The 14,128-nt window shown below is 38.5% G+C and carries 10 protein-coding genes; 1 reads left to right on the top strand and 9 read right to left on the bottom strand.

Annotation, left to right across the window (positions count from 1 at the left end):
* Positions 1-14 precede the first annotated feature (14 nt).
* From sufS to ydiJ, 8 genes are all read right to left on the bottom strand, one after another.
* Complete coding sequence (sufS, locus tag DK865_RS08360) at positions 15-1,253, bottom strand: cysteine desulfurase SufS (RefSeq protein WP_194295190.1); 1,239 nt, start codon at positions 1,251-1,253, stop codon at positions 15-17.
* Positions 1,254-1,264: 11 nt separating this feature from the next.
* A complete protein-coding gene (gene sufD / locus DK865_RS08355; RefSeq protein ID WP_109391654.1) occupies positions 1,265-2,572 on the bottom strand; it encodes a Fe-S cluster assembly protein SufD in 1,308 nt (435 codons plus the stop codon).
* A complete protein-coding gene (gene sufC, locus DK865_RS08350; RefSeq protein ID WP_023582353.1) occupies positions 2,547-3,293 on the bottom strand; it encodes a Fe-S cluster assembly ATPase SufC in 747 nt (248 codons plus the stop codon). The genes sufD and sufC overlap by 26 nt, the downstream gene beginning before the upstream one ends.
* Positions 3,294-3,337: 44 nt before the next feature.
* Positions 3,338-4,840, bottom strand: a complete 1,503-nt coding sequence (gene sufB, locus DK865_RS08345; RefSeq protein WP_023582354.1) for a Fe-S cluster assembly protein SufB — start codon at positions 4,838-4,840, stop codon at positions 3,338-3,340.
* 17 nt (positions 4,841-4,857) lie between these two features.
* Positions 4,858-5,226, bottom strand: a complete 369-nt coding sequence (sufA, locus tag DK865_RS08340; protein ID WP_109391653.1) for a Fe-S cluster assembly scaffold SufA — start codon at positions 5,224-5,226, stop codon at positions 4,858-4,860.
* 414 nt (positions 5,227-5,640) lie between these two features.
* Entirely contained in the window at positions 5,641-6,261 is a 621-nt protein-coding gene (locus tag DK865_RS08335; protein WP_109391652.1) for a hypothetical protein, read from the bottom strand.
* 175 nt (positions 6,262-6,436) lie between these two features.
* Positions 6,437-6,850, bottom strand: coding sequence for a 1,4-dihydroxy-2-naphthoyl-CoA hydrolase (menI, locus tag DK865_RS08330; protein WP_023582357.1), 414 nt, complete (start codon positions 6,848-6,850; stop codon positions 6,437-6,439).
* Positions 6,847-9,903: a D-2-hydroxyglutarate dehydrogenase YdiJ gene (gene ydiJ / locus DK865_RS08325; protein WP_109391651.1), complete on the bottom strand. Its 3,057-nt coding sequence runs from the start codon at positions 9,901-9,903 to the stop codon at positions 6,847-6,849. Before ydiJ ends, menI begins: the two co-directional genes overlap by 4 nt.
* A 216-nt stretch (positions 9,904-10,119) precedes the next feature.
* On the opposite strand from ydiJ, the gene ydiK reads away from it, so the two are divergent.
* Entirely contained in the window at positions 10,120-11,232 is a 1,113-nt protein-coding gene (ydiK, locus tag DK865_RS08320) for an AI-2E family transporter YdiK (protein ID WP_023582359.1), read from the top strand.
* A gap of 453 nt (positions 11,233-11,685) precedes the next feature.
* On the opposite strand, the gene ppsA is transcribed toward ydiK, so the two are convergent.
* Positions 11,686-14,058: a phosphoenolpyruvate synthase gene (ppsA, locus tag DK865_RS08315; protein ID WP_036913228.1), complete on the bottom strand. Its 2,373-nt coding sequence runs from the start codon at positions 14,056-14,058 to the stop codon at positions 11,686-11,688.
* Between the last annotated feature and the right edge of the window lie 70 nt (positions 14,059-14,128).

The raw sequence follows: 14,128 nt of genomic DNA, 5'->3' as shown, positions 1-14,128 counted from the left end.
CTCTTTTTTAATCTTTAATCTAATAACATTTCAACACGCAATAGCGCATTAACCAACGCATCAATATCCTTTTTATTGGTATATAAGCCAAGAGATGCGCGACACATTGCAGGAACTTGGTAATAATCCATAATTGGCATCGCACAATGATGCCCTGTACGAATAGCAATACCATAATTATCAAGAAATGCCCCAACATCATAAGCGTGATGTTTACCTAAATTAAACGCTATCACGCCTTGTCGAGAATCATTGCCATAAAGCGTTAAAGATTTTACTTTTTGCAACTGTTCTTGGGCATACTTCATTATATGATTTTCATACTCAGCAATATTATTCATGCCTAATTGTGAAAGATAATCTAATGCAGTGCCTAAGCCAATTATTCCCATTATATTCGGTGTTCCCGCCTCAAAACGCCAAGGTGCATCTGCATAGGTAATATCACCATTAATATGAACATGCTTTATCATTGCGCCACCGCCTTCCCAAGGCGGTAATTCATTCAGTATCGCTTTTTTACCATACAGCAGACCAATACCAGTAGGTCCATAAAGTTTATGGCCACTACAAACAAAAAAGTCACAATCAAGTTGTGAAACATCAATGGTTTGATGCATTGCACTTTGAGCACCATCAACCAATATATGTAACTCCCCTCCTTGCTCAATAGCATATTGGCGAGCATCACGAATAATTTGAGCAATAGGGTTCACTGTGCCCAATACATTTGATTGATGCGTAAGGGTGAGTAATTTAGTTCTTTCATCGATTAAGCGAGGTAATTGAGCTAAATCGAGTGAACCATCTTGTAATAGCGGTAATACACGAACATTAAAGCCATACTGTTTTGCCAACATATACCAAGGAACAATATTTGCGTGATGTTCCATTTCAGTGATGATGATATTGTCTCCATCATTTAAAAATCGTTGGCTATACACATTTGCGAGTAAGTTGATCCCCTCTGTTGTTCCCTTAACAAAAATAATCTCTTCTTCGTTATGGGCACCTAAAAAATGACTGGCTTTTTTACGGACATTTTCAACTAACGTTGTCGCATTTGCACTTAACGTATGAATGCCGCGGTGAACCGCGGCATATTGTGTTAAGGCAAATTGCGTTTCATGTTCAATGACGCAAGCCGGTTTCTGAGCACTTGCGGCACTGTCGAGATAAACCAGTGGTTTGCCTTTTACTTGTTGTAAAAGGATTGGAAAATCATCTCGCGCTGTTTCAATGGAATGCGTCATAATGCCTTATTTTATACCTCTAATAAGCGCTGATTAATTCTGTCTAATACCTGCGCCTTGACTACACTATTTTCTAACGATTCAGTTAATTCTGCCGCAAATGCATGGATGATCATTTTACGGGCATCACTTAAAGAAAGGCCTCGTGAACGTAAATAAAAGAGTTGTTCATCATCAATTCGACCTACAGTGGCACCATGGCTACATTTCACATCATCAGCATAGATCTCAAGCTGTGGTTTAGTATCGATTTGCGCTTTCTCACCCAGTAACAGATTGTTATTAGTCATTTGACCATCTGTTTTTAATGCTTGAGGTGTCACTGTGATCATACCGTTAAATACGGCTTTCCCAGCATCCATCGCAATGCTTTTATGCAGCTGACGACTCTGGCAATTTTTTTCACCATGAACCAGCCATGTACGGGTATCCGCTATTTCACCTGCTTTAGGTAATACAACACTATTCATCGAAAGCGCGGTATTTTCACCTTTTAGTGCCGAACTCGTGTGATGACGACTGAGTTTAGCGCCTAATAAGAAAGCATAGCTATTAACTCGAGCATCACGACCTATCGTCAGATCGTTATGAGCAAAATGCTGGCAGACGCCATTCTCAAAACTTAGTTTAATATGGTTAAAAGCGGCATTATCACCAATCGCTGCGGTTAATCTCGCCCCTGTAAAGTGACGGTTTTCGTTGTCACTGCTGATATAGTGTTCTACCACTTGCATCTGGGTATTCGCACCAACATCAAGGTGAAAACGATAATTTGCACTATTTATCTCTGCGCGTTGATCACCTTGAGTAATATTGAGGATATAAAGTGGTTTATCCGCAATAACACCCGCTTTCAGGGTAATTAACAAAGGATGTGGTGCTAAGCTTTCAACTAAATGCAGAAAAATTTCACCATTTACCGCTTTAGGTAATTCACTTTGATTATCAAGTAAAGTGACTTGATAAGGACCAAAATCTTTACTGCTTTCTATCGGTGAAAATGTGCCATTTACCATCACAATGCGGTAGCAATCAAAAGATAAAGCGTGTTTTGCCATTAAACTTTGCACATCAAAAGGTGGCAACTGTTGATAGCATTGGCTTAGCGTTTCTTCTAATGGTGTATAATGCCAATCTTCATGACGGTAAGCAGGGAAACCAATTTTCTCGACTTGTAGCCAATGATTACGCGCATTAAGATTATCGTCACCTTTACGTTTATGGTATAACGCCGAAAACATCTTTAGTGCTTGTTGATTACGAAGTTCAACTTGGCGCTGTTTTTCACGCTTTTCATTGAGGGTCAATAAGCCAGCCATAACCTTGTTCCTCCAATTTTTGCGCCAATGAAAAATCACCAGATTTAATGATTTTTCCCTGATAAAGCACATGTACAAAATCAGGTTTAATATAGTCAAGAATACGTTGGTAGTGTGTTACAACAATAAAAGCACGTTTACCATCACGTAAACTGTTAACACCATTGGAAACGATTTTTAATGCATCGATATCAAGACCAGAATCGGTTTCATCTAAAATACATAATTCAGGCTCTAACGCAGCCATTTGCAAAATATCATTACGCTTTTTCTCACCACCCGAAAATCCTACGTTAACTGAACGTGTTAACAAATCTTGTGGCATATCCAATAATTTGATTTTATCTTCAATAAAATCTTCAAAATCAAAGCGATCGAGTGGCTCTTGACCACGATATTCTCTCACTGCATTCACTGAAGATTGTAAGAAAAACTGATTGCTGACACCGGGTATTTCAACAGGATATTGAAATGCCATAAAGATGCCTTCACCTGCACGATCTTCCGGTTCTAATTCCAATAAATCTTTATTTTTAAAGGTGATTGAACCTTCATCGACCTCATATTCATCACGACCAGCAAGTGTTGCTGATAAGGTGCTTTTACCTGAGCCATTTGGCCCCATAATCGCATGAACTTCACCTGCACGAACCTGCAAATCTAATCCTTTAAGGATCTCATTGCCTTCAACACTGACATGTAAATTTTTAATCTCTAACATAATATATGCCTTCGGTATCTTTATACTCAGAATTTGGTTAATCGTTAACCGACGCTATGTTCTAAGCTGATTGCTAATAATTTTTGTGCTTCTACAGCAAATTCCAGCGGTAATTCTGAGAACACATCTTTACAAAATCCGTTTACAATCATTGAGATTGCATCATCTTCACTTAACCCACGCTGACGGCAATAGAACAACTGATCTTCACCAATACGTGACGTTGTCGCTTCGTGTTCAAGCTGTGCTGAGTTGTTCATGACCTCAACATAAGGGAAAGTATGCGCACCACACTGCGTACCAATTAACATGGAATCACATTGAGTAAAGTTGCGGGCATTTTGCGCACCAGGGAGTACTTTTACGAGTCCGCGGTAACTGTTTTGGCTTTTACCCGCAGAAATACCTTTAGAGATAATGGTTGATTTGGTATTTTTACCGATATGGATCATCTTAGTACCGGTATCTGCTTGTTGGTTGCCATTCGTTAAAGCAACCGAGAAGAATTCAGCGGTCGAATTATCCCCTTTTAAAATTACACTTGGATATTTCCACGTAATTGCAGAGCCTGTTTCTGATTGTGTCCATGACATTTTGGCGTTTTCGCCTTCGCAGATAGCCCGTTTAGTCACAAAATTAAGAATGCCACCTTCACTCTCGCCACCTGAGAACCAGTTTTGCACAGTCGAGTATTTGACTTCAGCATCTTTATGAATAATGACTTCAACCACAGCAGCATGAAGCTGATAACTATCACGAACAGGTGCTGAACAACCTTCGATATAACTGACATAGCTACCTTCATCAGCAACCAGAATAGTTCGTTCAAATTGACCTGTCTGAGCCGCATTAATACGAAAATACGTCGATAATTCCATTGGGCAACGAACACCTTTGGGAATATAGACAAAAGTACCATCAGATGCGACCGCAGCATTTAATGCGGCAAAATAGTTATCATGGCTTGATACAACAGTACCTAAATATTGGCGTACTAAATCAGGATATTCTTGAATAGCTTCGCTAAATGAACAGAAAATGATGCCATGTTCGGCAAGCTCTTCACGATATGTTGTTGAAACGGAAACTGAGTCAAAAATGGCATCAACAGCAACGGCTTGCCCTTCTCTTACAGGCACACCGAGTTGGTTAAAAGCATCTTCAACTTCTTTAGTTAAATAATCTTGTGTGGCTTGCTTATCACTTGCAACCGCTTCATTTGTACCGCTCTCACAACTACCATTAGCACAACATGAACTACAAGATGGCGCTGAATAATAGCTATAATCTTGATAATTAAGCGATGGATAATCTGCTTTTAGCCAATGAGGCTCTTCCATTTCTAACCAATGGCGATAAGCATCTAAACGAAACTCCAGCATCCATTCTGGCTCGTTTCTTTTTGCCGATATTGCACGGACAACCGCTTCGTTTAATCCTTTTTCTAAGGCATCGGTTGAGATATCGGTATAAAAACCTTCTTTATAGTGGTGATCGCTTAGCCATCCCTGAACTTCATCACCAATTTCAACATTGCTCTGAGACATAATCTGACTTCACTATGTTATACCCCGAAGCTCTCACCACATCCGCAGACGTTTTGAGCTTTAGGATTATTAAATTTAAACATTTGATTAAGTCCTTCACGAACATAATCAACAACCAACCCATCGATAAATGGCATTGCTTTTAATGAAACAAAAAGTTTTGCTCCATTATGTTCATAAACAAGATCATCGTCATTTGGGGCGGTAGCGAGTTCAATAACATAACCATACCCGGTACAACCAGAGGGTTTGATACTTAAGGAAAGCCCTTGTTTTTCTGGGTTTTTCTCAACTAAATGGCAGATATGCTTTGCGGCATTATCCGTTAATAAAATGCCTTGCCAAGCGGTGTCATTAAGAGAAAAAGTTTCAACGTTGTCTGTCATTTCTGACCTCATTTCGAAAGGAGATTGATATCTTTCCTGACACTAATGGTAATGATAACCCTTATCACTTCAACCATGTCTTTTGAAAGGATATTCTATAAATGTGTGTTTTTTGTTCTATTTTTGCGATTAATTTGTTAAGAACAGATGTTAACGCAATGTAATATAAGACTTTTCCACTCTTTCATCACAAAAAATAAAACTTTTTATTTTTCTTATATTTCGCACAATACGCACATAAGTTGCAATATAAATGCACTTTATATGTTATCACTGAAATTTAGAGAAAAAAGCATAAAAATGTGTTTTTACATCGCTTATTGGCTCAGTTCACATTCATTTTTATGCTTATCATGAAGAGAAGATAACACCACTTATGTGATGACCTCTTATTGGATTGTGTGCTCTTTGAATTTATTTACTGATAGTGATAGTTTGAATATATTTGTTTGTACATTCAAGAAGTTGACTGGTCTTTTGTTTATCCGATTGACTATTGAAGTTGCTAATCAATTGCAGTTGCCATACTCGATTTGTTTTAATATCAGCCACTAAAACACCTTCATAGCTCACATTCTCTATGGCGTATTTCCCTTCAAAAAAGACATGTCGGCTTTCCACATTTGGGATAGTTAATGGTTTTATCGATGTAGATATTTCCTTCATACCATCTATTATCGCAATATTATCAACAATGCCTTGTGCTCCTGTATCGACATCGTAACTCATTGCATCGATCATTTTAAAATAAACCAAACGAACCTCTGTCAAATCACAAATAGGCTCTGATTTATAAACCATCATTTCTGTTGTGACGTCCTGAACATTATCAGGCAATGATTTAAAATAATTCTCAGTATCTTCTCTGCTCATTGAAAATGAAGTGGGATAAGCCATATTAAAGCCAGAAACAGTTTGTACTGGAATATGACTTATATTATTACTCGTTTTAGAGGTAGAATTATTATCACATCCGCTGATAAATAAACCTGCAATTAATAATACTGTGGTGTTGAATTTAGAAATAGTTAACATTATTGATCGTCTTATCTTTTATTTTGAAGATAATGATTATCATTAAAAATAAAATCTAAATAAAGAAATAATTCTATTTTCTCTCTCTATTTTTATTCTTTTTTGGCATTATCTATAAACATAAAAAACGCACAAAGCGAGTATTTCACTTTGTGCATATGTCTTTTTTTATTTTCTAAGAAATAACAGATGTTGTTAATCTAGAAATACACACTTGACGACCTTCATCATCAAATATTTCTATTGACCAAACTTGATGTGAGCGTCCTAAATGAATAGGTTTGCACACCCCCCTTACTTTGCCTTCTCTTGCTGAGCGAATATGATTTGCATTAATTTCTAGCCCGACAATCTTTTGTTCACCTTCGGTACACAGATAACCTGCAACAGAACCCAATGTTTCAGCTAAAACAACAGAAGCGCCCCCATGCAAAAGCCCTAAAGGCTGCTTAGTACGATGATCAACTGGCATTGTTCCTTCAAGATAATCATCACCAAGGTGTGTTAACTCAATGCCCAAATGGCTCATCATATTGTTTTGTCCAATATGATTAAGATACTCAATTGTCGTTTCACGTTTCCATATCATGGCATAATCTCCAAAAGTGCCTGTAGTGGGTGTTTTAGCTCAATATTATCAATACGTTTCACTTGACTACGACAAGAGTAACCGGTGCTTAAACAACGCATTGTTGGTAATGTTTTTAATGCATGACCCCATGAAAGTTGATAAATGCCCAACGAGTTTTCATAATTATTTAGTTCATGTCCATAAGTCCCCGCCATTCCACAACACCCCGTGCTCACAAATTCGAGTTGCTGCCCATAACGTTGGAAAATAGCCTGCCACTGTTTCATACTTTGTGGAAGCGCTGTCACTTCTGTACAGTGCCCAAAAAGATACCATTTTTCGGCATTATCACTAATGGCAATTGGTTCAGATACCAATTTGCTAAGCCATTCATGAACAAGTTGAACATTAAAATCCCCACGTTTATCACCTAGTATTTCACGATATTCATCGCGATAACAAAGCACTAATGCAGGATCAACCCCCACCATAGGGATACCTAATTTTGCAACACGATTAAGTATAATTGAGGTTTTTTGTGCCGTTTTACTAAATTGCTGTAAAAAACCTTTAATATGTTGCGCTTTACCATTTGGTGAAAACGGTAGCAAGACAGGTTTAAATCCAATTTTTTCAATCAGTTTGATAAAATCAGCAACCACTTTTGCATCGTAATAACTCGTAAAGGGATCTTGTACCACCAGCACATGATGACTACGTTGCTTTTCAGATAAACGTTCTAAGTCTTCTAGCGTCATATCTAACGCTTTGTGCCCAGCCAATTGCTGCCTTAATGTTGGTGATGACAGCAAAGGTAAATCAACCATTCCAATGGTGTGTTTACTTAATGTTTGCACCAACGGTTGCTTCATAAAAAAGTTAAAGAATCCGGGTGCTTTCGCCATAATTGGCGTTGTTAATTCAACATTAGCAACAACATGATCTTTTAACGGACGTAAATAGCGCTGGTGATAAAGTTCAGTGAACTTAGAACGAAACGATGGCACATCAATTTTAATCGGACATTGCGTTGAACAAGCTTTACAAGCCAAACAACCATTCATAGCCTCTTTGACTTCATGAGAAAAGTCATATTCGCCACGTTTGGCTTTCCATGTATTACGTGTTTTTTCAATTAAACCTCTTAGGCTAGGTTTATTATTTTCAAGGCTAGATCTCAGTTGTTTTGGGCTAACGCCTTGCTCTGTTAATAAGCGTAACCACTCTCTTACAAGCGCTGCTCGTCCTTTGGGTGAATGAATGCGTTGTCCGCTGATTTTCATTGAAGGACACATTGGGCTTTTGACATCAAAGTTAAAGCAAAGTCCATTACCATTACACTCTAATGCACCTTTGAAATCTTGACGCACAGATAAAGGAATTGTGCGATCAAAAGTACCTCGTTTGATCGTATCAACTTGCTTCATCGGTTCATCGACCTCTAATGGAGGGCATATTTTCCCAGGATTCAGCCTATTTCGAGGATCGAACACCGTTTTGATTTGACGCAGTTCATGATAGAGCGTTTCACCGAAAAACTCGGGGCTGTATTGCGCTCTAAAGCCTTTTCCATGTTCACCCCAGAGTAACCCACCATATTTGGCTGTTAACGTGACAATATCGTCTGAGATAGATTTCATCAATAATTCTTGTTGTGGATCACACATATCAAGAGCAGGTCTTACGTGCAACACACCTGCATCAACATGCCCAAACATGCCATAATTGAGCTGGTGGCTGTCAAGTAACGCTCTAAATTCTGTAATATAATCAGCAAGATGTTCTGGCGGTACACAGGTATCTTCGACAAAAGGAATTGGCTTTGCTTGCCCTTTTGCGTTACCTAATAAACCAACCGCTTTTTTACGCATCGCATAAATACGGTTAATATCAGCTAAATCTTCGCAGACTTGATAACCGATCACGCCGCCCTGACCTTCTTTCATTAGTGAATCTAAGCGCTGGCATAATGATGTGACTTGTGAAGCAATAAGATTTTCATCATCACCGGCAAATTCAACAATATTAAGACCTTGCATATCTTTATCAGGTACATCAGTAATCAACTCTTTAACGGAGTGCCACACAATATCTTCACGAGCAAGATTTAAGACTTTGGAATCAACAGTTTCAACAGAAAGTGCTTTCGCTTTAACTAAAAAAGGCGCATTACGTAATGCTGAATCAAAAGAATCGTATTTTACATTGACTAAACTGCGCTGTTTAGGAATAGGTGTAATATCCAGCGTTGCCTCTGTAATAAAAGCGAGCGTTCCTTCAGAACCTGTTAAAATTCTTGTTAAATCAAATTGTTTCATGTCATCGCTAAAGACATGACGCAAATCATACCCGGTTAAAAAGCGATTTAATTTAGGGAATTTTTCAAGAATAAGCTTTCGTTGCTCTTTGCAACGAGATAAAACGGTGCGATAAACTTTACCGATTGTAGAGCTCTCTTGGGCAATATTTTCTGCCAGTGCGGTATCCATAGCTCGCGTTTCAAGCAGTTCACCCCCTAACAAAACGGCCCTAACACCAAGAACGTGATCAGAGGTTTTACCATAAACCATTGAACCTTGCCCTGAGGCATCGGTATTAATCATGCCACCTAATGTAGCGCGGTTACTGGTAGAAAGTTCTGGTGCAAAAAAGAAGCCGTAAGGTTTTAAAAAGAGATTAAGCTCATCTTTTATCACTCCGGCTTCCACTTTCACCCAACGTTCTTCTGGGTTTATCTCAATGATACGTTTCATATAGCGAGATAAATCGACAACAATACCCTCTGTTAAAGCCTGCCCATTAGTCCCTGTTCCTCCTCCTCTTGGGGTCAGAGACAGAGAATGAAATCGAGGTTCATCAACTAAGCGAGCAATAATAGTGACATCAGCCGTTGAGCGAGGAAAAACAACAGCCTGTGGCAATAACTGGTAAATACTATTATCTGTTGCCATAGTGAGTCTGTCAGCGTAACTGCTGGAGATATCACCGGTGAAACCGTTTTTTCGAAGAGTATCAAGAAATTCTGTTGTGAGTTCACTGACTTGCGGTGCTTGCGATATACGTGGGATCATTTGTTATAGCTCTTTAATCTAATAGTCCACATTGCTTAATTTTAGATGTTGAAATGTATACTAAGAGGTACTTTGCCTCATTTTGTACTTTCAGACCGATACCTGTTCACCTTATCATACAATTCTGGCAAATTGCGTAGTGATATAAACAACGTGATATTTGCAATGTTTATTCATCTGCTTCTAGCATTTTTATTCGTGTAGGGATTTAAAACCATGGAAAAACCGCAGATCCATACAGATATACCCAAAGTTTTATTCACTGTTCTTTTTATTTCTTTTTTTATTATCGCTAGTTTTTGGATACTAAATCCCTTTATTGTGGGTTTCATTTGGGCTGGAATGATTGTTGTAGCAACATGGCCTTTACTTCTTATTATTGAAAAACGGGTAAAGTATCGTTGGCTATCAACCATGATCATGATGATTTTGATATTACTGATCTTCGTTATCCCAATTATCTTATTAATTAGTAGCGTCATTGATAATAGTGCCCCTTTAATTGAATTGGCGAAATCACCTTCGAATATTCAACCACCTCAATTATTATGGCTTAACGATATCCCTATGATAGGAAGTAAGCTTTATGATACATGGCACTCTATTCTTGTCTCTGGGGGTAATGCATTAATCTCAAAAATCCAACCTTATGTTGGACAAGCGGCAAACTGGTTTTTTGCTCAAGCCTTAAATATTGGTCGATTTGCCCTCCATTTGGGGGTGATGTTATTATTTTCAGGCTTACTGTTTTTGCAGGGTGAAAACGTCGTATCTTGGTTGCGCCATTTTGCTATTCGCTTAGCAGGTCAACGAGGTGATGCGGCAATTTTACTTGCATCTATGTCTATTCGCGCGGTCGCATTAGGTGTGGTTTTAACCGCCTTAATTCAAGCTATTGTTGGTGGTATCGGTCTTGCCGTATCTGGCGTACCTTATGCTACGGTATTAACCGTCATTATGTTTATTTGTTGCCTTGCTCAAATAGGCCCTTTATTAGTATTGATCCCTTCAATTTTATGGCTATTTTGGACGGGTGATACTACTTGGGGCATTGTCATGGTAATTTGGGGTGGTGCGGTTGCCACAATGGATGGTGTATTACGACCTTATTTAATCAAGATGGGTGCTGATTTGCCTATGGTCCTAATTCTCACAGGTGTTATTGGTGGGATTTTAACATTAGGTATGATTGGTTTATTTATTGGTCCTGTTGTTCTCGCTGTTGCACATAGTTTATTAAATGCATGGATTAATGAAGTCCCCAAACCCAATCCTGATTTAACTGAAACAGTAGAATTTATGAATAAAAACTTTATCGAAAAAGAATAAATAATAATGGAGCATGTAAGTGTAGCTACTTACATGCTCTAAAAATAACAAAGCAAAGTTTAATAAAGATTATCAATTTAGGAATAAACGATTATATTTTTATATTAAAACTTACATTTCGAAACAAATTACATTTTTTTAAACCTGTTTGTTACCAGCAAGTTATATTCACTTTTAAATAAACCAATATTCTTTTTATTGAGATAATTCTTAGAGCATAATTAACGCATTTCTCTTAATATAAATATCAACGAAACAAATGTTTCATCAATTTAATAATTTTGCCACTCATATTAATAGATTAATTGGCGGAATTAAAGAATATAAAATATTGCTGTGTGTAGTCTTTGCCTGTCAGCCCATGATAGGCTTTTTTTTTACCTATTATTTAATAATTGTATAAAAAAAGCTCACATAATATTGTGAGCTTTTATTTATAAGATGATATTAATTCTATTGTGCTAATTTTACCCAAGTTTTAATTACGGTATCTGGGTTTAACGATAAACTATCAATTCCCTCTTCCATTAGCCATTGTGCGAAATCTTCATGATCAGAAGGTCCTTGACCACAAATACCCACATATTTTCCATGACGTTTTGCGGCTTGGATTGCCATTGATAATAATGCTTTCACTGCATCATTGCGTTCATCAAACAGAGCAGAAACCACACCAGAATCTCGGTCAAGACCTAATGTTAATTGGGTCATATCGTTAGAGCCGATAGAAAAACCATCAAAGTGTTCTAAGAATTTATCCGCTAATAAGGCATTTGATGGAATTTCACACATCATAATGACTTTTAAGCCGTTCTCACCGCGTTTCAAACCATTTGCCGCTAATTCGTCAATCACCTCTTCAGCTTGGCGTACAGTACGAACAAATGGGATCATGACTTCAACATTTTCTAAGCCCATATCATTACGAACACGTTTTACCGCTTCACACTCAAGGGAGAAACAACGACGGAAATCATCAGAAACATAACGACCTGCACCACGGAAACCTAACATTGGGTTCTCTTCATCTGGTTCATAACGATCGCCCCCGACTAAGTTGGCATATTCGTTAGATTTAAAGTCAGATAAACGAACAATAACGCGTTTAGGCCAGAATGCCGCAGCTAATGTTGCAATCCCTTCCGTTAGTTTACTGATGTAATACTCTACGGGAGATTCATAACCTGCCATCATCTCATTGATTTCGGCTTTCAGTGCTTCAGTTTGGTCGTCATACTCTAATAATGCTCGAGGATGCACACCAATCATGCGGTTAATAATAAATTCTAAACGTGCAAGACCGACACCATCATTCGGTAAGCTAGCAAAATCGAATGCACGATCCGGATTACCGACGTTCATCATGATTTTGAGCCCTAATTCAGGCATATTATCGATTGCGGAGCTCTGAATAGAAAAATCCAGTTTACCATCGTAAACAAATCCTGTGTCACCTTCAGCACAAGAAACCGTTACAACTTGTCCTTCAGTAATACATTCTGTTGCATCACCACAACCCACTACAGCTGGAATACCTAATTCACGAGCAATAATTGCAGCGTGACAAGTTCTACCACCACGATTAGTTACAATCGCAGAGGCTTTTTTCATGATAGGTTCCCAATCTGGGTCTGTCATGTCAGTAACCAGCACATCACCCGCTTCAATTCTATCCATCTCACTTAAGTTATGAATAACTTTAACGGTACCCGTACCAATACGATGACCAATAGCACGGCCTTCGATGATAACAGAGCCACTTTCATTTAATTGATAGCGCTCCATAACTTGCTGGTTAGAACGGACTGTTTCTGGACGAGCCTGAACAATGTATAAACGACCATTATGGCCATCTTTAGCCCATTCGATATCCATTGGACGACCATAGTGACGTTCAATTAATACCGCTTGTTTAGCCAGCTCTTGAACTTCATGATCAGTCAAAGAGAAACGATTGCGCAGTGACTCTGGTGTATCTTCGATACGAACTTGTTTACCATGTTCAACACTGTCCGCGTAAACCATTTGGATCTTTTTAGAGCCAAGATTACGACGCACAATAGAAGGTAAACCTTTGGCTAAAGTTGGCTTGTGTACATAGAACTCATCTGGGTTAACAGCCCCCTGTACCACCATTTCACCTAAACCATAAGCTGATGTAATAAAGACAACTTGATCAAAGCCAGATTCAGTATCGATGGTAAACATCACACCTGAAGAAGCAAGATCAGAACGCACCATACGCTGAACACCCGCAGATAATGCAACACCACGGTGATCATAACCTTGGTGAACACGATAAGAGATTGCACGATCGTTAAATAACGAAGCAAATACGTGTTTGATTGCCACGAGTATGGCATCAATACCTTGAACGTTTAAGAACGTCTCTTGTTGACCTGCAAAAGAAGCATCAGGCATATCTTCTGCAGTCGCAGATGAACGAACGGCAAATGAAGCTTCAGATTCACCTTCACTTAATGTGAGATAAGCATCGCGAATATCTTTTTCAAACTGAGGCGTAAAAGGTGTATCAATTACCCACTGGCGAATTTGATTACCTGCTTGAGCCAGTTGATGAACATCATCAACATCAACGCTATCAAGTAATTCATAAATACGCTGATTGATACCGCTCTGTTCCAGAAAATCATTAAACGCTTGCGCTGTGGTAGCAAACCCATTAGGAACAGAAACACCCAGTTCCGCTAGGTTTGTGATCATTTCACCGAGGGAAGCATTTTTCCCACCAACACGATCAACGTCATTCATACCTAATTGGTTATACCAAAGCACATTGCACGGGGTGAGGCTATTGCTGGACATTGAGAACAATCCTTTTTTAAACAATTATGAGAGAGAGAAAAAAAGAAAAACCCGCTGTCAAAATGACAAC

Origin of the sequence: Proteus cibi (assembly GCF_003144405.1) — a bacterium.
Lineage (GTDB): Bacteria > Pseudomonadota > Gammaproteobacteria > Enterobacterales > Enterobacteriaceae > Proteus > Proteus cibi.
The sequence above is the reverse complement of the archived record's forward strand: the minus strand, read 5'-3'. Positions and strand labels throughout refer to the sequence as shown.